Source organism: Pseudomonas sp. S2_C11, from assembly GCF_054668395.1.
Genome location: NZ_CP162765.1, coordinates 4,949,479 through 4,973,445, shown reverse-complemented (window position 1 = coordinate 4,973,445; position 23,967 = coordinate 4,949,479). Strand labels below are relative to the sequence as shown.

General features: G+C 62.0%; 24 protein-coding genes. 4 read left to right on the top strand and 20 right to left on the bottom strand.

The annotated features are described in order from the left end of the window. Positions 1–22 precede the first annotated feature (22 nt). Both AB4N48_RS22385 and hemE read left to right on the top strand, forming a co-directional pair. Complete coding sequence (locus tag AB4N48_RS22385; protein ID WP_460066127.1) at positions 23–1,441, top strand: FAD-dependent oxidoreductase; 1,419 nt, start codon at positions 23–25, stop codon at positions 1,439–1,441. A gap of 246 nt (positions 1,442–1,687) precedes the next feature. Then, on the top strand, positions 1,688–2,755 hold the full coding sequence (gene hemE, locus AB4N48_RS22380; RefSeq protein WP_056787355.1) for a uroporphyrinogen decarboxylase: 1,068 nt from the start codon (positions 1,688–1,690) through the stop codon (positions 2,753–2,755). A gap of 176 nt (positions 2,756–2,931) precedes the next feature. On the opposite strand, the gene AB4N48_RS22375 is transcribed toward hemE, so the two are convergent. Further along, a complete protein-coding gene (locus AB4N48_RS22375; protein WP_095181025.1) occupies positions 2,932–4,206 on the bottom strand; it encodes an MFS transporter in 1,275 nt (424 codons plus the stop codon). Positions 4,207–4,324: 118 nt separating this feature from the next. Between AB4N48_RS22375 and AB4N48_RS22370 the strand changes: the two genes are divergently transcribed. Next, the gene (locus tag AB4N48_RS22370) at positions 4,325–5,227 is read left to right on the top strand and encodes a LysR family transcriptional regulator (protein ID WP_150741719.1); all 903 of its coding nucleotides are present in this window, start codon (positions 4,325–4,327) and stop codon (positions 5,225–5,227) included. Between the two features lie 300 nt (positions 5,228–5,527). After that, positions 5,528–6,523 (top strand): IS110 family RNA-guided transposase, encoded by a 996-nt coding sequence (locus AB4N48_RS22365; protein WP_150638880.1) that lies wholly within the window; start codon positions 5,528–5,530, stop codon positions 6,521–6,523. Between the two features lie 69 nt (positions 6,524–6,592). Here AB4N48_RS22365 and AB4N48_RS22360 read toward each other — a convergent pair whose 3' ends face one another. The 19 genes from AB4N48_RS22360 to AB4N48_RS22270 all read right to left on the bottom strand — a co-directional run bounded on the left by AB4N48_RS22360 (position 6,593) and on the right by AB4N48_RS22270 (position 23,966). After that, complete coding sequence (locus tag AB4N48_RS22360) at positions 6,593–7,030, bottom strand: excinuclease (protein WP_460094335.1); 438 nt, start codon at positions 7,028–7,030, stop codon at positions 6,593–6,595. A gap of 135 nt (positions 7,031–7,165) precedes the next feature. Further along, positions 7,166–7,609, bottom strand: a complete 444-nt coding sequence (locus tag AB4N48_RS22355) for an excinuclease (RefSeq protein ID WP_071174154.1) — start codon at positions 7,607–7,609, stop codon at positions 7,166–7,168. Between the two features lie 29 nt (positions 7,610–7,638). Continuing rightward, positions 7,639–8,865, bottom strand: a complete 1,227-nt coding sequence (locus AB4N48_RS22350; protein ID WP_041477581.1) for a beta-ketoacyl-ACP synthase — start codon at positions 8,863–8,865, stop codon at positions 7,639–7,641. Then, positions 8,865–9,593, bottom strand: a complete 729-nt coding sequence (gene fabG, locus AB4N48_RS22345; RefSeq protein ID WP_041477582.1) for a 3-oxoacyl-ACP reductase FabG — start codon at positions 9,591–9,593, stop codon at positions 8,865–8,867. Before fabG ends, AB4N48_RS22350 begins: the two co-directional genes overlap by 1 nt. Beyond that, positions 9,586–10,050: a hotdog family protein gene (locus AB4N48_RS22340; RefSeq protein WP_056787367.1), complete on the bottom strand. Its 465-nt coding sequence runs from the start codon at positions 10,048–10,050 to the stop codon at positions 9,586–9,588. Before AB4N48_RS22340 ends, fabG begins: the two co-directional genes overlap by 8 nt. Further along, positions 10,047–11,243 carry a beta-ketoacyl-[acyl-carrier-protein] synthase family protein gene (locus tag AB4N48_RS22335; protein WP_217851087.1) on the bottom strand — a complete coding sequence of 399 codons (1,197 nt, stop codon included), beginning with the start codon at positions 11,241–11,243 and terminating at the stop codon, positions 10,047–10,049. The genes AB4N48_RS22340 and AB4N48_RS22335 overlap by 4 nt, the downstream gene beginning before the upstream one ends. Beyond that, positions 11,240–11,851, bottom strand: a complete 612-nt coding sequence (locus tag AB4N48_RS22330) for a hypothetical protein (protein ID WP_191637005.1) — start codon at positions 11,849–11,851, stop codon at positions 11,240–11,242. The genes AB4N48_RS22335 and AB4N48_RS22330 overlap by 4 nt, the downstream gene beginning before the upstream one ends. Then, positions 11,851–12,576: a class I SAM-dependent methyltransferase gene (locus AB4N48_RS22325; RefSeq protein WP_150638049.1), complete on the bottom strand. Its 726-nt coding sequence runs from the start codon at positions 12,574–12,576 to the stop codon at positions 11,851–11,853. The genes AB4N48_RS22330 and AB4N48_RS22325 overlap by 1 nt, the downstream gene beginning before the upstream one ends. Further along, positions 12,573–13,820: an NAD(P)/FAD-dependent oxidoreductase gene (locus tag AB4N48_RS22320; RefSeq protein ID WP_252887197.1), complete on the bottom strand. Its 1,248-nt coding sequence runs from the start codon at positions 13,818–13,820 to the stop codon at positions 12,573–12,575. The genes AB4N48_RS22325 and AB4N48_RS22320 overlap by 4 nt, the downstream gene beginning before the upstream one ends. Next, positions 13,807–14,970, bottom strand: coding sequence for a cation:proton antiporter (locus tag AB4N48_RS22315; protein WP_056787377.1), 1,164 nt, complete (start codon positions 14,968–14,970; stop codon positions 13,807–13,809). The genes AB4N48_RS22320 and AB4N48_RS22315 overlap by 14 nt, the downstream gene beginning before the upstream one ends. Next, positions 14,967–17,297, bottom strand: coding sequence for an MMPL family transporter (locus AB4N48_RS22310; protein ID WP_460094334.1), 2,331 nt, complete (start codon positions 17,295–17,297; stop codon positions 14,967–14,969). Before AB4N48_RS22310 ends, AB4N48_RS22315 begins: the two co-directional genes overlap by 4 nt. Then, complete coding sequence (locus tag AB4N48_RS22305; protein ID WP_460094333.1) at positions 17,281–17,883, bottom strand: outer membrane lipoprotein carrier protein LolA; 603 nt, start codon at positions 17,881–17,883, stop codon at positions 17,281–17,283. Before AB4N48_RS22305 ends, AB4N48_RS22310 begins: the two co-directional genes overlap by 17 nt. Next, positions 17,880–18,305, bottom strand: coding sequence for an acyl-CoA thioesterase (locus AB4N48_RS22300; protein WP_056787385.1), 426 nt, complete (start codon positions 18,303–18,305; stop codon positions 17,880–17,882). Before AB4N48_RS22300 ends, AB4N48_RS22305 begins: the two co-directional genes overlap by 4 nt. After that, positions 18,298–19,842 carry an HAL/PAL/TAL family ammonia-lyase gene (locus tag AB4N48_RS22295; RefSeq protein WP_095181015.1) on the bottom strand — a complete coding sequence of 515 codons (1,545 nt, stop codon included), beginning with the start codon at positions 19,840–19,842 and terminating at the stop codon, positions 18,298–18,300. The genes AB4N48_RS22300 and AB4N48_RS22295 overlap by 8 nt, the downstream gene beginning before the upstream one ends. Continuing rightward, a complete protein-coding gene (locus tag AB4N48_RS22290) occupies positions 19,823–20,770 on the bottom strand; it encodes an LpxL/LpxP family acyltransferase (protein ID WP_252887199.1) in 948 nt (315 codons plus the stop codon). The genes AB4N48_RS22295 and AB4N48_RS22290 overlap by 20 nt, the downstream gene beginning before the upstream one ends. Next, positions 20,767–21,501 carry a glycosyltransferase family 2 protein gene (locus AB4N48_RS22285; protein ID WP_056787395.1) on the bottom strand — a complete coding sequence of 245 codons (735 nt, stop codon included), beginning with the start codon at positions 21,499–21,501 and terminating at the stop codon, positions 20,767–20,769. The genes AB4N48_RS22290 and AB4N48_RS22285 overlap by 4 nt, the downstream gene beginning before the upstream one ends. Then, a complete protein-coding gene (locus AB4N48_RS22280) occupies positions 21,494–23,173 on the bottom strand; it encodes an AMP-binding protein (protein ID WP_353188801.1) in 1,680 nt (559 codons plus the stop codon). Before AB4N48_RS22280 ends, AB4N48_RS22285 begins: the two co-directional genes overlap by 8 nt. Further along, complete coding sequence (locus tag AB4N48_RS22275; protein ID WP_041477595.1) at positions 23,170–23,715, bottom strand: COG4648 family protein; 546 nt, start codon at positions 23,713–23,715, stop codon at positions 23,170–23,172. The genes AB4N48_RS22280 and AB4N48_RS22275 overlap by 4 nt, the downstream gene beginning before the upstream one ends. Continuing rightward, positions 23,712–23,966, bottom strand: coding sequence for an acyl carrier protein (locus tag AB4N48_RS22270; protein WP_150638062.1), 255 nt, complete (start codon positions 23,964–23,966; stop codon positions 23,712–23,714). Before AB4N48_RS22270 ends, AB4N48_RS22275 begins: the two co-directional genes overlap by 4 nt. Position 23,967: the final 1 nt, after the last annotated feature.

Below are 23,967 nucleotides of genomic sequence, written 5' to 3'. Positions count from 1 at the left end.
AGAGTTTGATGAGGTTTTAACAATGGCTGAACGTCTGAATAACGACTTCCAGTTCATCGATGTCGGGCGCAAGGATCCGAAGAAGAAACTGTTGCGTCAACGCAAGAAAGAGTTCGTTGAAATCTACGAACCGTTCAAACCCCAGCAGTCGGCCGATCAGGCCCACCGCTGCCTGGGTTGCGGCAACCCGTATTGCGAATGGAAGTGCCCGGTGCACAACTTCATTCCAAACTGGCTCAAATTGGTGGCCGAGGGCAACATCCTTCAGGCCGCCGAGTTGTCGCACCAGACCAATACCCTGCCGGAAGTTTGCGGCCGGGTTTGTCCCCAGGATCGTCTGTGCGAGGGTGCCTGCACCCTGAACGACGGCTTCGGCGCGGTGACCATCGGTTCGGTCGAGAAGTACATCACCGACACCGCGTTCGCCATGGGCTGGCGCCCGGACATGTCCAAGGTCAAGCCGACCGGCAAACGTGTCGCGATCATCGGCGCAGGCCCGGCGGGTCTGGGTTGCGCCGACGTGCTGGTGCGTGGCGGTGTAACTCCGGTGGTGTTCGACAAGAACCCGGAAATCGGTGGCCTGCTGACCTTCGGCATCCCCGAGTTCAAGCTGGAAAAGACCGTGCTGAGCAATCGTCGCGAAGTCTTCACCGGCATGGGCATCGAGTTCCGTCTCAACACCGAAGTCGGTAAAGACGTGACCATGGAACAACTGCTCGCCGAATACGACGCGGTGTTCATGGGCATGGGCACCTACACCTACATGAAGGGCGGTTTTGCCGGTGAGGACCTGCCGGGCGTTTATGACGCGCTGGATTTCCTCATCGCCAACGTCAACCGCAACCTGGGCTTTGAAAAGTCGCCGGAAGAATTCGTCGACATGAAAGGCAAGAAGGTCGTGGTACTCGGCGGCGGCGACACGGCGATGGACTGCAACCGCACCTCGATCCGTCAGGGCGCCAAGTCGGTGACCTGTGCCTATCGTCGTGACGAAGCGAACATGCCCGGCTCGCGCAAAGAGGTGAAGAACGCCAAGGAAGAAGGCGTGAAATTCCTCTACAACCGCCAGCCGATCGCCATCATCGGTGAAGACAAGGTCGAAGGCGTGAAGGTGGTCGAGACCCGTCTCGGCGAACCGGATGCCCGTGGCCGTCGCAGCCCCGAGCCGATCCCGGGTTCCGAAGAGATCATCCCGGCCGATGCCGTGGTCATCGCCTTCGGCTTCCGCCCGAGCCCGGCGCCGTGGTTCGAACAGTTCGAGATCCAGACCGATAGCCAGGGCCGCGTTGTTGCGCCCGAGCAAGGTCAGTACAAGCACCAGACCAGCAACCCGAAAATCTTCGCCGGTGGCGACATGGTGCGCGGTTCCGACCTGGTGGTGACGGCGATCTTCGAAGGGCGCAATGCGGCTGAAGGGATCCTCGATTACCTGGGTGTGTAAACGCCGCTCGAAACTGCAATGCGATACCTGTGGGAGCTGGCTTGCCAGCGATAGCATCTCCTTGGTTTACCTGACAAACCGAGTTGTCTGCATCGCTGGCAAGCCAGCTCCCACAGTGTTTTGTGGTGTTGCAAAGTCAGCATTCCAGCGCGACAAATTGACCCGATAGACAAAAGGCTGACCCACATCCGTGCCTTTTGCCTCGCGCTCTGAGAAAATGCCCGCACTTTTTTTCCGGATGCCGACATGACTGCCCTGAAGAACGACCGTTTCCTCCGCGCCCTGCTCAAGCAACCCGTTGACGTCACCCCTGTGTGGATGATGCGCCAGGCCGGTCGCTACCTGCCGGAGTACCGCGCCAGCCGCGCGCATGCCGGCGACTTCATGAGCCTGTGCATGAATCCGCAATTCGCCTGCGAAGTCACCCTGCAACCGCTCGACCGCTACCCGCAACTGGATGCGGCGATCCTGTTTTCCGACATCCTCACCATTCCCGATGCCATGGGCCAGGGCCTGTACTTCGAGACCGGTGAAGGTCCGCGCTTCAAAAAAGTCGTCAGCACGATGGCCGACATCGAAGCGTTGCCGATCCCGGATCCGCACAAAGACCTCGGTTACGTCATGGACGCGGTCAGCACCATCCGTCGCGAACTCAACGGTCGCGTGCCGTTGATCGGTTTCTCCGGCAGTCCGTGGACCCTCGCGACTTACATGGTTGAAGGCGGCTCGTCGAAAGACTTCCGCAAGACCAAGGCGATGCTTTACGACAACCCGCAAGCCATGCACCTGCTGCTCGACAAACTGGCGCAGTCGGTGACGTCGTACCTCAACGGCCAGATCATGGCGGGTGCGCAAGCGGTACAGATCTTCGATACCTGGGGCGGCAACCTGTCGGCAGCCGCGTATCAGGAATTCTCCCTGGCCTACATGAAGAAAATCGTCAGCGGCCTGATCCGCGAGAACGACGGACGCAAAGTGCCGGTGATTCTGTTCACCAAGAACGGCGGCCTGTGGCTGGAAAGCATCGCCGAAGCCGGCGCCGACGCCCTCGGCCTGGACTGGACCTGCGACATCGGCAACGCCCGTGCCCGTGTCGGCGACAAGGTCGCGCTGCAAGGCAACATGGACCCGACCGTGCTCTACGCCAAACCGGAAGCGATCCGCACTGAAGTCGGGCGCATTCTGGCCAGCTACGGCAAGGGCAGCGGCCACGTGTTCAACCTTGGTCATGGCATCACCCCGGAAGTCGATCCGGAACATGCCGGCGCATTCCTGCGTGCGGTGCATGAGCTGTCGGCGCAGTATCACGAGTGATCAGCGCCCAATAAAAAACGCCCGGCCAATGCCGGGCGTTTTCTTTTGCACGATCTAATGTCGTACCCAAATCAACTGTGGGAGCGAGCCTGCTCGCGAAAGCGGTGTGTCATTCAACACTGATGTTGCCTGACACAGTGCATTCGCGAGCAGGCTCGCTCCCACAGGGTTTTATGTCAGGCTTTGACACCCTGCAACGGCGGCAACTTCGCCAGCTTCAACGCCACCAGAAGGGCAATCAGCAACAAAGCGCCAATAAACAGGCCGATGCCGTTCCACCCGCCCAGATGCCAGAACACCCCGCCCGCCGTCCCGGCAATGCTCGACCCGGCGTAATAACTGAACAGATACAGCGACGACGCCTGACCCTTGGCCGTCAACGCGCGCCGGCCGATCCAGCTGCTCGCCACCGAATGCGCGGCGAAGAAGCCGAAGGTGAACACCAGCATGCCGATGATGACCAGCAACAGCGGCGTGAACATCGTCAGCGCGAGCCCGGCGAACATCAGCGCAATCGTCGCCCAGAGCACTTTGCGCCGCCCCAGTTTGTCCGCCAGCGAACCGATCTTCGCCGAGCTGTAGATCCCCGACAGGTAGACCACCGAGAGCAATCCGACAAATACCTGATCGAGGTTGTACGGCGCAGCCAGCAAGCGGTAGCCGATGTAGTTGAACAGCGTGACAAACGCGCCCATCAGCACAAACGCTTCAAGAAACAGCAGCGGCAGACCGGCGTCGCGAAAGTGCATGGTGAAGCCGTCGAGCAGGCTGCGCGGGTGCAGCGAGCGGGCGCGAAAGTTGCGCGACTCCGGGAGGATCTTCCAGAACACCGCCGCCGCGACCAGCGCCAGACCGCCTATCACCAGCATCGCCGTGTGCCAGCTGACGAAGTCGATCAGCACGCCAGTTATCAAGCGTCCGCTCATTCCGCCGATCGCGTTGCCGCCGATGTACAAACCCATCGCCAGGCCGATGTGCTGTGGATGGATTTCTTCGCTCAGATAGGTCATCGCCACCGCTGCCAGACCGCTCAATGACAGGCCGATCAATGCGCGCATGATCAGCACGCCGTGCCAGCTCGGCATCATCGAACTGGCGATGGTGCATAACGCGGCAGCGAACAATGCCGCGACCATCACCGGTTTACGGCCGATGCGGTCGGAAATCGGCCCGGTGATCAGCAGACCGAAGGCCAACATGCCGGTCGCCACCGAGAGGATCAGACTGCTCTGCGCCGCGTTGATCCCGTATTCGTGGGACAGCAGCGGCATCATCGGTTGTACGCAGTAGAGCAGGGCAAACGTCGCAAAGCCGCCACAGAACAGCGCCAGCACCGTGCGCATGAACGCCGGCGTGCCTTTTTCGATGTAGATCTCTTGCAGCTCGGCGAGGGTATCGTCGCCGGCAGCGGGCGGGACTTCGTGGGCAAGGGGCGCGACAGCAGTTTTCACTTCAGACCTCGGAAAGCACAGCCGGGCAGGCAATGAAAAAATCATATAGCTGGCTAATTTTTCTATCCAATATATTGTTCGACCTGTTTGATAGCTTCAGCGACCTAATGGAAATCCTATGGAATTGCGTCATCTGCGTTACTTCATCGCCGTCGCCGAAGAACTGCATTTTGGCCGCGCCGCACAGGTGCTGGGCATCTCCCAGCCACCGCTGAGCCAGCAGATTCAGGCGCTGGAACAGCAGCTCGGCGCGCGCTTGTTCGAGCGCACCAATCGTCGGGTCGAGTTGAGCGAAGCGGGCAGGCTGTTTCTGCAGGAGGCGCGGCTGGTGCTGGCGCAGGTCGACAAGGCCGCGGATGTTGCCCGGCGTGCGCAACTTGGTGAGCTGGGTGAGTTGAAGATTGGTTTCACCTCGTCGGCGCCGTTCAACTCGACGATTCCGCAGGCGATTTTTTCCTTTCGTCAGCGCTTTCCGGCGGTGCATCTGAATTTGCGCGAAATGAGCAGCACCATGGTCGCCGACGCTCTGGTGGACGAGTCGATCGAAGTCGGCATCATGCGCCCGCTGGGATTGCCAGATTCACTGAGTGTTGTGGAGTTGATGCGCGAGCCATTGGTGGCGGTGCTCAGTTCCAAGCATCCACTGGCCCAAAGTAGCGATGAAGGTCTGTTTCTATCGGCGCTGGCGCTGGAGCCCTTCGTGTTTTTCCCGCGCAGCTATGGCAGCGGGCTCTATGCACAACTGCTCAGTCTGGCGCGCGATGCCGGGTTCAGCCCGCACTTCGCCCAAGAGGCTGGTGAGGCGATGACCATTATTGGTCTGGTGGCGGCGGGCTTGGGTGTATCGGTGCTGCCAGCGTCCTATCAACGCATGCGCATCGACGGCGTGGTCTACCGACCGCTGCTCGATCCCGAAGCGATCTCAGCGGTGTGGCTGGTGCAGCGCAAAGACCAGAAATCGCCGATGGCCAAGGCGTTTGTCGAACTGCTGACGCGTAAGGTTGAGCCGCTGAAAACCTGAAATCAAAAGATCGCAGCCTTCGGCAGCTCCTTGTATGTTCCCCACACACCAGCATGAATGAGATCTAAGCTCGCTGGTGCGACATACGAAGATGTGTTTCTGGGGGAGACCGATCGCTCCTTAAGGCAGGACTTGCTCCTGACCTTGTATGTAGAGAGGTCCCCCCGCCTCATTGCCCACCACGAAGAGTATCGAGAAGCCGACGAGTCGGACTTCGCATTACAAGGTTGCAGTGGCATGAAGTTCGAGGTCAGGGGAACCAGGAAGCATTTTTAACTCAGTTCTCTTGGAGTTGAAAGCATGAACATGCACGTCGGTTTGGATGTGGGATCTCGCACTACAGCGATGGGCTGGCGCAATGGCGGCCGTTTTGCAGGTCAGTGCAATATCGACCAGACACCGGCGGGGCGCAAAGCTGCTGTCGGCAAGTTACTTGAGCTCAAGCCTATATCTGTGGTGATGGAAGCCACCGGAATCTACTACCTGGACTTGGCCATGGAGCTCGCTGCGGCGGGTTTGCCAGTCTCGGTTATCAATCCGAAGAGTTTTCACAACTTTGCAAAGCTGATGCTCAAAAACAGCAAAACGGACGCAATCGATGCCCAGTTATTAGCTGAGTACGGCGAACGCATGAGCCCAAGGTTGTGGACGCCGCCCACTTCAATACAGCTTGAGCTACGCGCTATCGGTCGCCACATCAATCGTTTGACGGGTCATCGCACCCGCGCCAAAAACGAGCTGCATGCACTAAAAGCCACTCAAACAACTCTTCTGATGCTGATTGAAGACGAAGAAGAAGCCATCAACGCCTTTGACAAACGAATCGAGCGTTTCCGACTCGCTGGTCGGGCACTGATCGACAACTGCCCAACGTTGAGCGCCCAGTTCGCCCACATGATCGCCGCCCCTGGCATGGGTGAGATCTCAGTATTTGCGGCGCTGGCTGAACTGACGACCTTACCGGTAACGCTCAAGTCAGCGCAGGTCAGCCGCCATGCCGGACTCGATGTCCGACTCACGCAATCAGGCACCAGCATTGATAAACCCGGCCGGATAAGTAAGGGCGGCAATGCCTATTTGCGATCAGCGATGTACATGCCTGCGCTGACCGCCATACGTTGCGACCCAAATGTGAAAGCGTTTTACGAAGCCTTGGTGGCTCGAGGAAAGAGGAAGATGCAGGCTATTGTCGCAGTCATGCGCAAATACCTGACCGGACTATGGGCCTGCATGCGGGCAGGCGAAGACTTCAGTACAGCCAAGCTTTTTAGCGATAAACACACCCAAAAAGCTTGACCGTGAACAGAGTATCTACACCGATCCATGTAGGAGCTGCCGAAGGCTGCGATCTTTGGACTTTGCCCTTCAAGGCAACCGCACCAAATCCCCCTTCAAAGCCACCCGGGTAACAAAAACTCCCGCCCGGCACTCGTAGGTATTCAAATCCTTGCGTACACGTTGGTCGTAGTAACTGACGATGTTGACCACCGCATTCGCCCCGACCCGCTTGGCATCAGCCTGCAATTTGATCAGATTCGACTGCAACTCCCATTCACACGAAGCCTGATCGCTCTTGTTGAAGCCGTTGGTTTTCAAATCACTGACCACCCCTTGGCGCAGCAACTGCTGAGTGCCCTGCGGCCCGTTGCCGATCAGGTAGAACTTCACACTGCCGTCCAGTCGCCCGGCGCGAATGGCGTCCGACAGCACGGTTTCGAAAGGCATGTACATGAGGTTGGTGGCATGGCTGGCACTTGGCAGCAGGGCGATAAGCGCAGCGGCCATCAGGGCTTTCACTTGCATGGTCATCTCCTTTGACGGTGAAAGAGACTGCGAGGGCAGGTGACGGTGCTGCGACCTGCATCAGCGAGTGTAGATGCTGCTCAATCAACGCAAATAAAAAGGGCGCCAAACGGCGCCCTTTGTCGTTTCTGGCGCTTACTGAACCTTCGCCAGATCACCCTTCAACGCAACGCCCGCCATGATCGCGCCGGCGTGGCATTCGTAGGTTTGCGCGTCCTTGCGCTCGTTGCGCTTGTAGAAGCTGACGATGTTGGTCACGGCGTTGGCGCCGGCGTTTTTCGCGGCCTGGTGCAGGCTGATGATTGCCGATTGGGCGACCCACTCGCAGGCGACTTCGTCGGATTTGTTGAAGGCGTTGGTTTTCTTGTTGGTCACGGCGTCGGGGCTGACGACGGTGACTTTGCCGGCCGGGGTGTTGCCGGCCAGATAGAATTTCACGCTGCCATCGATCTTGCCGGAGCGGGTGGCTTCGGCGACGGCTTTGTCGAATGGCAGGTAGACCGCCGTGTCGCGTGCCTGGCTGACCGCTGGCAGGACGCAGAGCAGCAGGGTAACGGCGGCGAATTTCTTGAAGTGCATGTAGGTCTCCTTGACCTGGATTGATTCGGTTATGCCCAGCGGCGGAAGATCAACGAAGTGTTGACGCCACCGAAAGCGAAGTTGTTGTTCATCACGTAGTCGTGGTGCATCTGACGAAACTCGCCGCGCAGGTAATCGAGCTTGCCGCAGTGCGGGTCGACCTCGTCGAGGTTGAAGGTGTGCACGTAACGGTCGCTGTTGAGCATCTCGATGCTGAACCATGACTCCAGCGCACCGCAGGCACCGAGGGTGTGGCCGAGGAAGCTCTTCTGCGAGCTGATCGGCATGTGTTCGCCGAACAAGCTGCTGGTGGCCAGCGTTTCGGCGATGTCGCCCTGTTCGGTCGCGGTGCCGTGGCCGTTCACATAGCCAATGGCGTCCGGACTGAGGCCGGCATCTTCCAAGGCCAGCTCCATGGCGCGGCGCATGGTGACCTGTTCCGGGCGGGTCGTGTGCTGGCCGTCGGCGTTGCTGCCGAAACCGACGATTTCCGCGTGAATGTGCGCGCCACGGGCGAGGGCGTGTTCCAGCTCTTCAAGCACCAGCATGCCGCCGCCTTCGCCGATCACCAGACCGTCGCGGCCCTTGTCGTACGGGCGTGGGCTGGTCTGTGGTGCATCGTTTTTCAGGCTGGTGGCGTAGAGCGCGTCAAACACCATGGCTTCAGTCGGGCACAGTTCTTCGGCACCGCCGGCGAGCATCAACGGCAAGCGGCCGAACTTGATTGCCTCGTAGGCGTAGCCGATGCCCTGGCTGCCGCTGGTGCAGGCGCTGGAGGTCGGGATCAGGCGCCCGGTGAGGCCGAAGAAAATGCTGATATTGGCGGCGGTGGTGTGCGGCATCATCCGCACATAGGAGTTGGCGTTGAGCCCCTCGGCCACCGAGTTGAGCAGCATGTTGCCGAAGGCTTTGATCTCGTCAGTGCTACCGGTAGATGAACCACAAGCGACGCCCATGCGCCCGTCCTTGATCGATTCGTCACCGAGCAGGCCAGCATCGGCCAGAGCCTTTTCTGCTGCGCCGACCGCCAGTCGCGAAACCCGGCCCATGCTGCGCAACTGCTTGCGGGTCCAGTGCGACGGTACGAGGAAATCATCGATAGGTCCGGCCAGACGCGTGTTGAGCTCAGTGAAGCGATCCCACTCGTCCATGCGGCGAATGCCGCTGCGATTGGCCGCGAAATTGCCGGCAATGGTCGGCCAGTCGCTGCCCAGCGAGGTGATGCCGGCCATGCCGGTGACGACGACGCGCTTCATCAGCACAGGCCTCCGTTGACCGCCAGGACCTGACGGGTGATGTACGAGGCTTCCGCCGACATCAGGAAATTCACCGCAGAGGCCACTTCTTCAGGGGTGCCCATGCGTTGCGCGGGGATCATTTTCATCAGTTCCTCCACCGGCACGTTTTCGTCGAGCATGGCCGTGTCGATCAGGCCAGGGGCGACGCAGTTAACGGTGATTTTGCGCTTGCCCAGCTCGATCGCCAACGCCTTTGCCGCACCGATCACGCCGGCCTTCGAGGCGCTGTAATTGACTTGGCCACGGTTGCCGATCAGGCCCGATACCGAAGTGATGCAGACGATGCGCCCGGCGGCGCGACGACGGATCATCGGCATCATCACCGGGTGCAGGACGTTGTAGAAACCGTCGAGGTTGGTGCGCAGGACCACGTCCCAATCGTCATCGCTCAGCGCCGGAAACGCTCCGTCGCGAGTCAGCCCGGCGTTGAGTACCACGCCGTAATAGGCGCCATGGTTTTCGACGTCGGCCTCGAGAATGCTTTTGCAGGTTTCACGGTCGGCGACGTCGAATTGCAGAATGCGTGCGCGGCGACCCAATGCTTCGATTTCGGCCTGCACCGCTTGGGCTTCGGTCATGCCGCTGCGGCAATGCAGGACGATGTCGTGCCCGGCTTGCGCCAGACGCAAGGCAATGGCGCGGCCGATGCCACGGCTGGAGCCGGTGACCAGTACGGATTCAGTCATCGTGCGACTCCTTTGTCTGTTGCAGATATTGGTTGGCATGCGGCGGACGGAACACGTTCAGCCGGGCGCTGGCATGAATGCCGTCACCGTGGATGTGACATTCGAATACGCCCATGCCGTTGTCGTCTTCCAGTGAGCGCAGGCCGTGGATGGTCAGCACGCTGCCAGGCGCAAAGGCTTCGACGTTGCACTCGAATTTGCGCGTGCCGAGGAGAAAGCCCAGCTCCGGCGGATTGCCTTTCTGCCGGGCGTGGCAACCGGCGAAAGCGGCGACGCTCTGCGCCATCAGCTCGACGCCGACCCACGCCGGCAGGCTGCCGTCGGGCAGGTTGAACAGGCCGTCGGGCTTGACCGTGAGGCGGGTGAAAATCTGCTCATCGTCGAAGCGCTCGATCGCGTCGATCAGAATCATGTCGCCGGCATGCGGCAGCAGTTCGGCGAGCGGCCAGTGGCTCATGGGGCGTCTCCGATAATCAGGCTGACGTTGTTGCCGCCGAAGGCAAACGAGTTGCTCATCAGGTAGCGCGGTGCAATGGACGTCAGGCGTTCGCTCGCGGTCACCCACTTGAGCGGCGGCAGCGCGGGATCGGCCTGGCCGTCCCAGATATGCGGCGGTAACGCCTGCTCAGGGTTGTCGGCACTCAGGCTCAGCCAGCAGAACGCCGCTTCCAGCGCGCCAGCCGCGCCGAGGGTGTGGCCGGTCAGCGGCTTGGTTGACGAGCAGGCGACGCCTTGGGGAAACAGCGCCGCGACCGCCAGACTTTCCATCGCGTCGTTGTGCTGGGTGGCGGTGCCGTGCAGGTTCAGGTAGTTGATTTGCCCGGCTTGCAGATGCGCGCGACCAAGGGCTTTTTGCATGGCTTGCAGGGCGCCGCGACCGCTCGGCTCCGGCGCGGAGATATGGTGCGCATCCGAGCTGGCGCCCGCACCCAGCAGGGCGATGCCCGGGCCTTCGTCGCGCTGTTTGCTCATCACGAACAGCACCGCTGCCTCGCCGATATTGATGCCGTTGCGGTTGGCGGAGAACGGATTGCAGCGCTCATCTGAAACGGCTTCCAGCGAAGAGAAACCGTTCAGCGTGAGCTTGCACAGACTGTCGACGCCGCCGCACAGTACCGCGTCGCACAAGCCCAGATCGAGCAGGCGCTGAGCACTCATCAGCGCGCGGGCGCTGGAGGTACAGGCGGTGGAAATCACGTAGGCCGGGCCGCTCAGTTGCAGCCATTCGGCGAGAAAATTCGCCGGGGCGCCGAGTTCCTGTTGGCGATAGTCGTACTCGCGGGGAAATTGCTGTTCGCGGATGTAATGCGCCAGACCCCGGCTGGCCTCGTCGATGCCCGAGGTGCTGGTGCCTAGCACCACGCCTATGCGCTCGCGGCCGAAGGTCTGGATCGCACGATCGATGTCGTCTCGAATCTGCAGCGCGGCTTCCAGCAGCAGCTGATTGTTGCGACTGCTGTGCTCGACCAGGTCCGCAGGGATCGCCGCCAATTCACCGTGTACGCCAGCCACAGGCAGTTCACGTTCGGCGACCCAGCCGGACTCGCGGCGCATCCCCGAACAGTCGCCGGCGAACAGATTGCGCGCGACTTCAGACTTGTCGCGGCCCAGGGCGCAGATCACGCCGAGGGCATTCAGGTAAGCGGTCATGGCGTCGATTCACCTAACTGGGAAACGCGATAGTGCGGGCCTTGGGGCAGATTCAATTGGAAGCTCAACGGTTGTGAATAGCGGACGTTCCAGCGCGCCGGCAGTGAACGCTGATCGGCCTGTTGGCGGGCGTCGGGATAGTTGCGCAGCAGCTCGGCAGGAGGCGTCAAGGCGAACAGCAGTGCGGCGAACAACTCCCGCGCTTCCGGGTTCGGCGGCAGCAGACCGTCGGCCTGCCAGTGCCCGTCGATCAGTTGCTGGCGGGCCTGGGGAATGCCCAGCGGATCCATCATCGACCAACGCGTGCCGGCGCCTTCGCGCTGGATCACCAGCAGCCAGTCCTGACGCTGCCCGGCTTGCTCGCGCTCAATGTGCAGTTGCAGCGGCAGAGGCAGCGTCGGGTTGGCCGCTGGTAGCGGTGGCTGGCTGGCGCAGGCACTGAGCAGCAGGGCTGACAAAACGATCACCAGCCATGCAGCAAACCCTGTGGGAGCGAGCCTGCTCGCGAATGCAATCTGACATTCGCCACTTTGGCTGACTGATACACCGCTTTCGCGAGCAGGCTCGCTCCCACAGGGTTTCAGGTGTTCAGATCGATAGCCGTACATCAGACAGATTCCTGCAATGGCTTGCGCGCGACGACATTCACCAGCGTCTCTTCGCGCTCACCGAATGGCTTGGGTTTGCTCAACCCCAACCGCTCCAGCAAACCAAAATCCTTCGACCGGCTCCACCACAGATACGGGTAGGACACATTGCGCTCGGCAAACTCGAAGCCCTGCTCGCGGATCATCTGCAGGTAGCCGGCGGCGCTCTTCTGCACATGCATCGGATGGCGGAACAGCCAGCGAATCACCCAGGTATCAATGTAAGCCTCGGTGGATTCGGCGAACAGCAGATAGCCGCCTGGCTTGAGCACGCGATAGAACTCGGCCAAAGCCTTTTCCTGCTCGACCAGATGATGGAAGGTCTGGTGGCAGAACAGCAGGTCGACGCTGGCATCGGCGACGTTGAGCGTGGCGCAATCGCTGCCGATCAACTCGACTGGCATGCCCAGGCGCGTGGCCTCTTGGGCGCTGAGTTGCAGGCTGTGCGGGTCGGCGTCGACGCCGATCAGTCGCTGCGGGGCGAAGGTCTGGCGCAGGTGGCCGAACGACTTGCCCTGACCGCAACCGGCGTCGAGCAGCACCGGGTGTTCCGGCAGTGCTTCACTGAATAATCCACGCAAATCGTTGATCGCCACGCGCAGCACATGGTGCTGCCAGGTGTGGCTGCGCAAGAACCAGAGACCGAAGCGGGTTTCCTCGACGTAACTGTCGCTCAAGTAATTCATGAGGCGTCCTGCGCGCAGAGTTGGGAAATCATCTTCAGCCGGCGCCGCGCTTCGCTGACAAACGGGTTGCGCTCGTCCCAGGCGTAACCGGCGAGGATCGAGCAGATCATCCGGCGAATCTCCGCCTGACTGTCCTCGTAGAAAATCACGTCCTGGAAGGTGCCGGCGTACCAGCCTTCGACGTAGCAGCGGAAGGTATCGACGCCGCGTTTCAACGGTTCGGCAAATTCGCTTTGCCAGTCCACCGTTTCACCCTGCAACTGGCGGTGCAGCACGCCAGCGGCCATGCTCGCCGAACGCATGGCAATGGTCACGCCGGAGGAGAACACCGGGTCGAGGAATTCTGCGGCGTTGCCCAGCAGCGCAAAGCCCGGGCCGTGCAGGGTTTTCACGTTGGCCGCATAGCCGCCGAGGGTGCGCGCCGGGGTGTCCCAGACCGCGTTGTTCAGAACCCCGGCGAGGCTCGGCGTCTCGGCGATGAAGCTGCGCAGGCAGGCATCGAGATCGCTGTCGCGACCCCGGAAATGTTCCTCAGCCGCGACCACGCCTACCGAGCAGCGGCCATTGCTGAACGGGATGGTCCAGAACCACACATCGCGATGCTCGGGATGGGTGGTGACGAGGATCTTTTCACGGTCGAACGCCGGGTTGTCGATGTGATCTTCGACATGGGTGAACACGGCCTGACGCACCGGGAAATTCGAAGGTGCTTCGAGGTCGAGCAAGCGCGACAGCACGCGGCCGTAGCCGCTGGCGTCCAGGACGAAATCGGCTTCGACGCGGTACTCGCTGCCATCTTCGCGGCGCACATCGAGTTGTGGTTTCGCCTGATCGAAATCGACGCTGACAATCGCATCGCCATAACGGATTTCCGCACCTTGCAATGCTGCTTGATCGGCCAGCAACTTGTCGAAATCGGCGCGCTGCACCTGGAACGTGGTCGGCTTGCCGGCGGTGAAAGTGTCGCCAAAATCGAAAGCGCTGTAGCGCTCGCCCCAGGCAAACGCCGCGCCGGTCTTGCGCTGGAACCCGGCGGCGTTGACGGCGTCGAGCATGCCGGCTTCTTCAACGAAGTCCAGGCAGTGGCTGAGCAGGCTTTCGCCGATGGAGAAGCGTGGGAAGTGCTGGCGCTCGAGCACCAGCACATCGTGGCCCTTGCGCTTGAGCAGGGCAGCGGCGATAGCACCGGACGGGCCGGCACCGATGATCACGACCTGACGGGATTCCATTTCAACGATTGGCACGTGAGCTCCGGGGCAGAGGACTGTTCAGATTCAGGGGCGCGCGATGCAGGCCGATCAGGGCCGGCAGCAGCGTCGCGATCAGGCCCATCAGCATCAGCGCGAAATACAGCGCCGGGGTGATGAGCTGTTGTTGCAACAACAGATTGAGAAAGACGATTTCGCTCAGGCCGCGAATGTTCAGCAGTACGCTTTCGCGCCAGCGGCTGGCACCCGCGAACGAGGCTCCAGCCCAACCGAGGCCGAGCCAGTTGCCGAGCAGTTTACTGGCAATCGGCAAGAGCAGCAGCGCCGCCCATTGCCCGGCGTCGAGGCTGGCGAGGGCGCTGTGCACGTCGATCTGGACGATGCCGAACGTGAGGATCAGCGGGATTGCGATCCACGTCTGCAAACGGCTCATCCAGCGTGCCGGCAACGGCAGCACCAACGGCACTTTCAGCAGCGCCATGCACAGCAGATAGCCGATGCCGAAAATCAGCGCGTTGAGTTTGTAATGCTCGGCCATGACCAGCAACGCGAAGAAGCCGAGGCTGTAAGTCAGCGGGCGACGCACGCGCAGCAGGTGCAAAAGCAGCGGCACGCCGGCCATGGCCACAGGCAGCAACAGGCTGCTCAGGTGCAGGCTGCCCTGGGCGAGGCCGAACAGCGTCCAGCAGGTCAGATCGATAAGGATCGCGGTTTGCACCAGCCGCCGCGTGGCAGCGGGCGGGTAATCGATATGACGCAGATACAGGTACAACACCGGGATCGCGGTAATCGCGAAGACCAGTCCGATGGCCAATGCGTTGAACCACGGCTGCGACGGCAGCAACCAGTACGCAACCGCCAGCCCGCAAGCGAACGGCACAGCGAAACTCGGCACAGCGATTTTTACGCTCTGGCGATCCAGACGCAGATCGATGACATCGCTGAGGATGTGCCCGAGCAGCAAGGCGAAGCTCAGGCTGTAGAGATCTTTCAGCCAGTCCGGGGCGATCAGTTGTGCGCCGCTGAGCTGCCAGCCCGGCTCGATCCAGAAATACATCAGCAACGGCAAACCGAAGCTCGCCAGCAGCAACTGACTGACGATCGGAATCAGGCCGAAGTGACGGCCGACACGAGTCGCCAGCGCAAACAGCGCCAAGGCCAGCAACCAGAAGCCGAAGACCATCATGCCGCTGGCTCCGCAACCGGTTCATGGCGCCCGGCCCACGGCGCGAGCATGAAGCTGAACGCCAGGCCGAGGCTCACCGACAGGCCGAAATTGCTCACCGCCGGGGTGCTGGACACCGCCAGCAGCCCGAACGATAGCCACGTGGTGACGGCGGCGAGCAAGGTGCCGAGCAGACTTACCGCTGCGCCGCCGACCTGTTCGCGCATGAGGATTGCGTAATCGACGCTGATCGCCGTCACCAGCAACAGGCCGAACAGGCTGAACAGGGTCAGCGGCTGACCGAGCCAGCCAAGGCTGGCCAGACTGCACAGCGCCGCCAGCAGCGGCAGGGCGACGATACGCAGGGCGCCGGTCAGGCCGAACGGCAGCATCAGCACCAGCACGATCAACACGCAGGAGGCCAGTTTCAGTTCGGCAGCGCTGATCTGCGTGGCGGCGAACACCTTGTTCAGATCACCGAGGCGATCGACCAGCACCACCCCCGGCAAATCGAGCGCCTGCACGCGCAACAACGACGGATTGTTCAAGCCCTGCAAACTGGTCATCGCTGCGACGCCGTCTTCAGTCGGTCCAAGCCACAGTGTCCGATACGGCTCGCCGAGCGGGCCGGCCAGCGCGGCGTCGATGTCTTCGGCGGGCAGGGTCTGCAACTGCTGCAATTCATTTTGCAACGCAGCCACCGGCACGCCGAGATCGAGCAGCGGTTGCCAGAACGACGGCAGCTTGTTCAGTGATTCGCGCACTTGCTGTTGCTGGCTCGGCGCGCTGACCAGTTGATCAAGGGCCAGATAGCCTTGCAGTTTGTCGAGGTTGACCAGCTGCTGCAGCCGTTCGCTCAGCGCTGCCTGGCGCTCGAGCAATTGCTCCTGATTGGCAGCGCGGATCAGGAAGAACTGGCTGGTCGGTTGATACCCGGTGATGCGCGCGATGGTCTGCGCTTCGTCGGTCAGATGCTGCGGCGCGCCGACCCATTGGCGAATGTCGTTTTTGCTCTGCAACTGCATCAAGCCGCCGATGCAGAAGGCAATCAGCAGGGCCAGCAGCGCGGGCGTGCGCATGCAACCGAGCAACGCCTCACGCAGATGAATCAGGCGCTCGGCCAGGCGCAGCGGCCATTGCGCCGGGCGCAGTTGGACATTTTTCAGCAGCGCCGGCAGCAGGCAGACCGCCGACAGATAGGCGCCGAGCAAACCGGCGGCGGAGAACACCGCGATCTGCGTCAGCGCCGGGAACGGTGTCCACGCCAGCGCCAGGTAGCCGATAACGCTGGTGATCAGGCTCAGGGTCAGCCCCGGCAAGGTCAGGCGCAGGGCCGGCCAGCTGCGCCACGGCTTGAGGCTCCAGCTCTTGGACAGATAGTGCAGCGGGTAATCGACGGCGACGCCGATCAGACTCGAACCGAGCACCAGCGTCATCACATGCATGTGGCCGAACAGCGCCACGCAGGCCACCGCGCCGAACAGCATGCCGACCAGCACCGGAACAAATGCCAGCAGCACGCCCCAGCGGCGAAACGCCAACAGGAGCAACAGCAGAATGCCGACCGTCGCACCACCGCCGACCCAGGTCATTTCGCGGGTGGCTTGTTGCTGGCCGTTGGCGGCGTAGAGCAGGCCACTGGCGGCGAGCAACTGCACGTCGCCTTTCGCCGCCTGTTCGCGGCTGTGCTGGAGCAGCTCTGCCACTTGCAGCGGCAGGTTCATATCGAAGGCGTTGCCGGTGGTGCGCGCACGCAGCATCACCCAGCTCTTGCCGTCGGCATCGGCGACCAGTGCGCCGCTGCCAATGTCCAGTTGCACTGCGCCATGTTTCGGCTGGCTGTTCTGGATGCGCCCGGTCAGGCCCAGCCAGTCGTCCTGGCTTGGCACCAGGGTGAAGCCGTTGAACGGATCGAACAGCGCCTGTACTCGCTGCTGGATGAACGCGTCGGGGTGCTTGCTGAGTAGCTGCCGATCATCCGCCGAGAGCATCGCAAGGCGTCCTTGCAGCAATTGCTTGCGCAGCGCCGGCAAGTCGGCTTGCAGGTTCCACTGCACGGTTTCGAACAGACCGCTGGCCTGCCATTGTTCGCCCAGTTGTTGGGCCATGGTCAGCGCTTGCTGGCGATCGGCGTGGCCGACCAGCACCAGCATTTCGCGATTGAGCGGTTCTTGCATGCGCTGTTCGGCGCGCAACTCCAGCGCGTCTGGATTGGTCCCGGGTACCAGCTCCATGAGATTGGCCGACAGCGGCGCACCGTCGCGCCACTGCCAGGCAGCCAGCGCGACGACGGCCAGCAGCAGGCTCAGAAACAGCCAGGGCAGCTTGCGTTCACTCGGCAAAGTCATGTTGCTCCGCTTCGCTCAAGGGTTGCTCGGCCGTGCTGTCCTGCATGCGCAGCAGGGTGCTGTCGCCTTGGGTTTCCAGCAGTTCGATGGTTTGCACCAGAGCACCGCCGTCGATATTGATCTGCTGGAACACTTGCTTGAGCAGCATCGAACGCGGCGTCAGGGTCAGTTGCCACTGCTGCGCCGTGCCGCTCAGGGCCAGTTCGAAATCGCGCTGCAAACCGCTGCTGTCACCTTGCAGCACGGCGAGAAACAAACGGTTCTGCTCGGCACCGGCGCTCTTGTTCGGCAGCAGTTGCCAGCCATTGGTGTCACGGCGGGCGATGCCATTGGCGGTGATGCGGTAATCCTGTTGCAGCGGGGTTTTCAACAGCCACAGCAGGCCATGATTTTTCGCGAGGACGAAGCTGCCCTTGCTGATCAGCGGCTGCGGCAGGGCGCGCAGGTGTTTTTCCTGGATGAACTGGCCGTGGATAACATCCGGTTTCGCCAGTTGTTCACTGAGTTGTTGCAGGTCGAAGGCATTGGCCCATGACGACACGGCCAGCAGCGCCAACGCGCCAAGGCTTTTGAACAACACATTCATCGCAGCATCCTTTCCACGGCATCGGTGAAGACTTTGGGTGAAGCCAGTTGCATCTCGCGGCTGCTGACTTCGACGGCGACCTGCACGGAGCTTGCGCGGGTCAGGCGTTCGCCGGTCTGCAGGTCGCTGATCAGATAATTGATCTTCAGACGGTTTTCCCACTCGATCAGGCTGGCGCGCACGTTCAGCCGTTGGCCGAACACCGCGCTGCGCACGTAGCGCAATTGCAGATCGATGATCGGCCAGGCGTAACCCGACTCGACCATGTGCGTGTAGTTGTGGCCGATCTTGTCCAGCAACGCACAGCGCGCGACTTCGAGGTATTTGACGTAATGGCCGTGCCAGACCACGTGCATGGTGTCGACGTCGAAAAACGGTACGAGAATCTCGGTATCGGCGTGAAGCACTCCGGCACTACGCATGCAGCCTCCAGTGTTGCGCGGCGATGCGTTGCAGGCACAGGCGCAGTTCGCCTTCCAGCGCGCGGTCTTCGATGACCGGCGGGAAGTCTTTGCCGAGTTCTTCGTGCATCGCTGCCAGTGCCGGCGGCAGCGGACGCGCATCGGCGGCTTGAGCGCGCAGCCAAACGCCCTGATTGGCGGCGAGCAGCGTGGCGGCGGCGACCTGTTCGGTCAGCTCCAGCACGCGAATCGCATCACGGGCGGCGATGGTGCCCATGCTCACCTTGTCCTGGTTGTGGCACTCGGTGGAGCGCGAGAACACGCTGGCCGGCATGGTGTTTTTCAGCGCTTCGGCGGTCCAGGCGCTGGTGCCGATCTGCACCGCCTTGAAGCCGTGATTGATCATGGCCCGATCAGCTGGCGCGCCGGAGAGGTTGCTCGGCAAGCCGTGGTTGTAACGCTCGTCGACCAGCAACGCCAATTGCCGATCGAGCAGATCGGCGACGTTGGCCACGAGGTTTTTCAGGCTGTCCATAGCGAACGCAATGTGCCCGCCGTAGAAGTGCCCGCCATGCAGAACGCGCTCGGCTTCGGCATCGATGATCGGGTTGTCGTTGGCGCTGTTCAGCTCGGTTTCGATGAAGCCGCGCAGCCAGTTCAGGCTGTCGGCCAGCACGCCGAGCACATGCGGCGCGCAACGCAGCGAGTAACGATCCTGCAGACGATGCAGTGGCGCGGTCGGCGCGTCGATCGCCAGATCCTTGCGCAGCCACGCGGCGACCTGCATCTGCCCCGGGTGCGGTTTGGCGGCGAACAGGCGTTCGTCGAAGTGCTCCGGATTGCCTTGCAGCGCGACGACGTTGAGCGCAGTGATGCGCGTGGCCAGTTGCAGCAGGTAATCGGCGCGGGCGAAAGCGAGACAGGCGAGGCCGGTCATCACCGCCGTGCCGTTCATCAGCGCCAGCGCCTCTTTCGGGCGCAGCACCAGCGGCGTCCAGCCTAGCTCGCGATGCACGTCGGCAGCCTGACGACGTTCGCCACGGAACAGCACTTCGCGCTCGCCGGACAGGGTTGCGGCGACATAGGACAACGGCGTCAGATCGCCGCTGGCACCCACCGAACCCTCTTCGGGAATCAGCGGCAGGATGTCGTATTCGAGAAACGCGTGCAGACGCTCGAGCAGTTCGACGCGCACCCCGGAAACGCCGTGACACAACGACTGCAAGCGCGCCGCCAGCACCGCGCGGGTCGCCTGCGCGTCGAGCAGTTTGCCCAGGCCGCAACCATGAAAGGTGTAGAGATGACGCGGCAGCGCCTCGACGTGATGCAGCGGCACCGCGACCACGCAGGAATCGCCGTAACCGGTGGTGACGCCGTAGATCACACCTTCCTTGTCCAGCAGCGAATCGAGAAACCGCGCGCCCTTGGCGATGCGCTCGCGATAGTCGGCGTCAGCCTGCAATTGCACGGGCGCCTGACGGTTGGCCAGGGCCAGCACGTCTTCGATGCGCAAAGGGCGTTCGCCGAAGGTTACCGGCTCATGGGTTGGCGTCGTCATCGGTCTTCCAGAAAGGGTAAAAGTTGAACCATTGCTGCGGGGCTTCGAGGCAATAGTGACTCAGGCGCTGCGCGTAGCGGGTGGCCCACTGATGAATGACCTGCTCGCGTTCGCGGCGTGTCCACACCACCGCGTCGGCGAACGGTTCGAGAGTCAGGCGATAGTGGCCGTCGGGTTGCTTGAGGCACATCAGCAGATTGACCGGGCACTTGAGCAGGCCGGCCAGTAACCACGGGCCTTGCGGAAATGGCGCCGGGTGGCCGAGAAAATCCACCGTCACGCTGCGCCCGCCGTGCAGTGGCACGCGGTCACCGGCAATCGCCAGCCACTCGCCGCGTTCCAGTCGTTCATGCAGTTGCAGCATGATCACCGGGTCGAGTTCGCTGACCTGAATCAGGCGCAGATTGGTCGCCCCGGCTTCGCCAAGCAAGCGATTGAATTGCTCGGCGTGCTTGGTGTGCACCAGCACGTTCATGGTGACCTTTTCGCCGATCTCCGCCAGCGCCCGGCACACTTCGAGATTGCCCAGATGCGCGCCGACCAGCAGTTGCCCGCGACTGCCGCGCAACTGCTTGCGCAGCAGCGCCGGGTCGATGATTTCGATCTGCTCGATGCTCAGCTTGCCGTTCCACACGTCGAGCTTGTCGAGCAGCGAATCGGCAAAGGTCATGAACTGGCCGAACACCCGCCAGTGGCTCGGGCGCAGGTCGTCGCGCCGGCTCCACTCGGCCAGCCGCTGCTGGTACTGCCAGGCACTGCGCCGGGCGACGCGGCCGAAGAGGAAAAAATACAGGACGATGGCGTACAGCAACGGGCTGAGCAGGCGCCGTCCGAGGACTTTGGCGGCGAATGCAGTGAATTTCATCAGCAGGAAACTGCCGCGCTCTTCGCGGTCGGCCCAGTGCTTCTTGTCGACTTCTTCGCTCATGGTTTCCACCGCCGCCAGAGGATCACCGGCCAACGCAGCAACATGCCGAAGAACAGCCGCGTGTGCATGCTGGAAATCAGCGCGTTGTCGTGGAACAGGCGAAAGTGCGACACGCCGTCCAGCGGGTAATGCACGCTTGTCTGCAGCCAGCGCATCGGCTGATTGCGCCAGGCCAGCCGCACAAGAATGTCCGAGTCGAAATCCATGCGCTTGCCGACCTTCGCCGAGTCGATCACGGCCAGAGTTGGCGCCAGCGGGTAGACGCGGAAGCCGCACATCGAATCGCGAATCTGCAACGACAGGGTGTTGATCCAGACCATCACGTGCGTCAGGTAGCGCGCGTACAAACGCCCTTTCGGCACGCTCTCGTCGAACAGCGGATAGCCGCAGATCATCGCCTCGGGATGGCCGCGGGATTCGCCGACGAAGCGCGCGACGTCGTGCAAATCGTGCTGGCCGTCGGCATCGACCTGCAAGGCATGGCTGTAACCCAGACGCGAGGCTTCACGCAGACCGGTCATCACCGCGCCGCCCTTGCCCTGATTGGCCGTCAGGCGCACCAGAAAAACCCTGTCGCGCTCGGCCAGGGTGTCGAGCACCCGCGCGCAGGATGGCTCGCTGGCATCGTCCACCAGAATGCACGGCAGACCTTGTGCGAGCAGGGCATCGACCACGGTGGTGATCGCGGTTTCGTGGTTGTATACCGGGATTACGGCGCAGGGGTTATGCATGGGCAGGCCCCAGGAGAATGCGTCCGCTGGAACAGGTCGCCGTGTCGTTGCGATAAGCGAAATACAACTTGCCGCGCTCGGCATCGAAACGCAGATGCAGCTGGATTTCATCACCCGGGCGCACCAGTTGCTGAAACTTCAGCACCTCCATTCCCGCGAACCCGCCATTCAGCTTCAGCAACTGCCGACCCAGATTCAGCGCCCATTCCACCTGCACCACACCGGGCAACACCGGTGCCTTGGGAAAATGCCCGCTGAAGTAGGCCAGATCCGGCGGCACGCTGAGTTGCAGGCTCCACTCGCCGTCGCTTTCGCTTTGCTCCAGCACTTCGGGGGCTTTGGGTCGCGCGGCCAGCAGCAATGCTTCGACGTCGGCTTGCGCCAGTTTGCCCTGGCTGTTCAATGGCATCTGCCGCAGCAGGCGCCAGCGTCGGGGCAGGGCGAGGGCTTCGCAATGTTGGCTCAGATGTTTGCGCAGGGTTTCGGTCAGGTCGCGGCGACCGTGCTCGCGCAGGGCGAACAGGCCCGATTCGCTGAGCACCAGCAGCGCACCGAGCGAGGCGCGGTTTTCCTGGACCACACCGAGGCGCGCTTCGACGACCCAGTCATGGGCTGCCAAGGCCTGCTCGAGCATCGGCAGCGAGATGCGTTTTTCTTCCAGTTTGACGATGCGGTCCAGTCGCCCCAGCAGTTCGAAGCGACCATCGGCGGCAATGCGCGCGGCATCGGCGCTGTGTTCGACATGGCCGGCAGGCAGGTAAGGCGAGGCGATCAGCAGGGCGCCGTCGCTGTCCTGGCTCAGTTCGACGCCAGCAAACGGCCGCCACAACGAATCGCCCTGACGCCAGGCGATGCCGCCAGTTTCTGAGCTGCCGAGGATTTCCGTCGGCCATTGCTGCAAGCGCTGTTGCAGACTTTGCGCCGCTTCCGACGGCAACGCGCCCCCGGAGGAAAACACCCGGCGCACCGCGCTCAGGGCCGGCCAGTCGAGGTTGTCGCCCATGCGCTTGAGCAGCGCCGGGCTGGCGACCCAGGCGAAGGCCGGGTATTCGCGGCTGGCGCGCTGCAAGTCTTCGGAGAACGCCAGTTGCCGGCGCACGAACGGGCGCCCGGCGCACAATGGCCACAACACGCGAAACAGCAGGCCATAGATGTGTTGCGTGGCGACACTGCCGATGATGCAGGCTTCACCGAGGTCTGCGCCCCACAACTGTTCCAGCGCTTCGACCTCGTTGGCCAATTGGCGCAGGGTCTTGTCGATGCGCTTGGGCTCGCCGCTGGAGCCGGAAGTGCACAGGCTCAGGCGGCATTGATCGAGATCCAGTTGTGCTCCGGGCAGGCCGGGCTGAGTGAAGTCGTCCAGCTGTGCATCGCCTGATTGATCGGTCAGCCATAGATCGACTTCCTGCGACCAGCGCTGACGCGTCTGCGCTTGCAGATCCGCCGGCAGCAACACGCTGACGCCGGCACGCCACGCGCCGAGCAGGGCGATGGCGAGGTCGGCGGCATCTTCCAGATGCACGGCCAGCCTTTTCACGCCTTGGCTTTGCAGACCCGCGGCGACGCTCAGGGCCTGCGCTCGCAGTTGCGTGTGATCGAGTGCCGGCGCCTGGCAGATCGCCCGTGCCGGCAGTGCCTTGAGCAACAGCTGCTCAAGTTTTATCCAATTCATGTACGGCCTCTTACCCGTTGTCGTATCAGCCATTCAATGGCAAACATCAGGCCGATCAATCCATAGGAGATCAGGCCGGTGTACAACATCCACCAATCCAGCGGCGCCCACAGGGTGAGGAGGGCGGCGCACAAACCGTTGCAGAAGAAAAACACGCTCCAGGCCAGCGTGACCTTGCGCGTGTAGCGAATGGCAACCTGCGGCAGCTCCGGCTCACGCAAGCGCGCCAGACGCTCGACCATCGGCGGGCCGAATTTCAGGCTTGCGCCGAACAGCACCAGCATGAATGCGCTGATCAGCACCGGGTACCAGCGCAGCAGCTGCGGGCTGTCGAACACCGCGAGCAGCAGGCAGAAAACCATCGCCACGCACGCCATCCACAGGCTGCCCGGCTTGCGTTCGCCGGTCAGGGCTCGCGCCAGCCACAGGCTGCCCAACAGCAGCGCAAATTGCCACGGGGCGAAATGCTCCATGCCGAAATACACCGCAAAGGGGTACAGCAGACCGGCCAGCAGCAGGCCCAGGCCGATCAGTCGGCTCATGCGGCCGGTTGAACCAGACGGAACACCGCCTCGACCACGTCACCGACGGTGCGCACCGATTTGAACTCTTCGGCGGCGATTTTCTTGCCGGTCTGGCGTTTGATGTGATCGATCAGGTCGACCGCATCGATGCTGTCGATTTCCAGATCCTGATACAGATTGGCTTCCATGCTTACACAAGCCGGATCCAGTTCGAACAGCTCGACCAAGGCATCGCGCAGGGTGTTGAAAATATCGTCACGAGTTTGCATG

What these genes read in the sequence shown, in the direction of transcription:
- AB4N48_RS22385 (WP_460066127.1), top strand. Translation starts at nt 23, where the DNA reads ATGGCTGAACGTCTGAATAACGACTTCCAGTTCATCGATGTCGGGCGC.
- hemE (WP_056787355.1), top strand. Translation starts at nt 1,688, where the DNA reads ATGACTGCCCTGAAGAACGACCGTTTCCTCCGCGCCCTGCTCAAGCAA.
- AB4N48_RS22370 (WP_150741719.1), top strand. Translation starts at nt 4,325, where the DNA reads ATGGAATTGCGTCATCTGCGTTACTTCATCGCCGTCGCCGAAGAACTG.
- AB4N48_RS22365 (WP_150638880.1), top strand. Translation starts at nt 5,528, where the DNA reads ATGAACATGCACGTCGGTTTGGATGTGGGATCTCGCACTACAGCGATG.
- AB4N48_RS22360 (WP_460094335.1), bottom strand. Translation starts at nt 7,030, where the DNA reads ATGCAAGTGAAAGCCCTGATGGCCGCTGCGCTTATCGCCCTGCTGCCA.
- AB4N48_RS22355 (WP_071174154.1), bottom strand. Translation starts at nt 7,609, where the DNA reads ATGCACTTCAAGAAATTCGCCGCCGTTACCCTGCTGCTCTGCGTCCTG.
- AB4N48_RS22350 (WP_041477581.1), bottom strand. Translation starts at nt 8,865, where the DNA reads ATGAAGCGCGTCGTCGTCACCGGCATGGCCGGCATCACCTCGCTGGGC.
- fabG (WP_041477582.1), bottom strand. Translation starts at nt 9,593, where the DNA reads ATGACTGAATCCGTACTGGTCACCGGCTCCAGCCGTGGCATCGGCCGC.
- AB4N48_RS22340 (WP_056787367.1), bottom strand. Translation starts at nt 10,050, where the DNA reads ATGAGCCACTGGCCGCTCGCCGAACTGCTGCCGCATGCCGGCGACATG.
- AB4N48_RS22335 (WP_217851087.1), bottom strand. Translation starts at nt 11,243, where the DNA reads ATGACCGCTTACCTGAATGCCCTCGGCGTGATCTGCGCCCTGGGCCGC.
- AB4N48_RS22330 (WP_191637005.1), bottom strand. Translation starts at nt 11,851, where the DNA reads ATGTACGGCTATCGATCTGAACACCTGAAACCCTGTGGGAGCGAGCCT.
- AB4N48_RS22325 (WP_150638049.1), bottom strand. Translation starts at nt 12,576, where the DNA reads ATGAATTACTTGAGCGACAGTTACGTCGAGGAAACCCGCTTCGGTCTC.
- AB4N48_RS22315 (WP_056787377.1), bottom strand. Translation starts at nt 14,970, where the DNA reads ATGATGGTCTTCGGCTTCTGGTTGCTGGCCTTGGCGCTGTTTGCGCTG.
- AB4N48_RS22310 (WP_460094334.1), bottom strand. Translation starts at nt 17,297, where the DNA reads ATGACTTTGCCGAGTGAACGCAAGCTGCCCTGGCTGTTTCTGAGCCTG.
- AB4N48_RS22305 (WP_460094333.1), bottom strand. Translation starts at nt 17,883, where the DNA reads ATGAATGTGTTGTTCAAAAGCCTTGGCGCGTTGGCGCTGCTGGCCGTG.
- AB4N48_RS22300 (WP_056787385.1), bottom strand. Translation starts at nt 18,305, where the DNA reads ATGCGTAGTGCCGGAGTGCTTCACGCCGATACCGAGATTCTCGTACCG.
- AB4N48_RS22295 (WP_095181015.1), bottom strand. Translation starts at nt 19,842, where the DNA reads ATGACGACGCCAACCCATGAGCCGGTAACCTTCGGCGAACGCCCTTTG.
- AB4N48_RS22290 (WP_252887199.1), bottom strand. Translation starts at nt 20,770, where the DNA reads ATGAGCGAAGAAGTCGACAAGAAGCACTGGGCCGACCGCGAAGAGCGC.
- AB4N48_RS22285 (WP_056787395.1), bottom strand. Translation starts at nt 21,501, where the DNA reads ATGCATAACCCCTGCGCCGTAATCCCGGTATACAACCACGAAACCGCG.
- AB4N48_RS22280 (WP_353188801.1), bottom strand. Translation starts at nt 23,173, where the DNA reads ATGAATTGGATAAAACTTGAGCAGCTGTTGCTCAAGGCACTGCCGGCA.
- AB4N48_RS22275 (WP_041477595.1), bottom strand. Translation starts at nt 23,715, where the DNA reads ATGAGCCGACTGATCGGCCTGGGCCTGCTGCTGGCCGGTCTGCTGTAC.
- AB4N48_RS22270 (WP_150638062.1), bottom strand. Translation starts at nt 23,966, where the DNA reads ATGCAAACTCGTGACGATATTTTCAACACCCTGCGCGATGCCTTGGTC.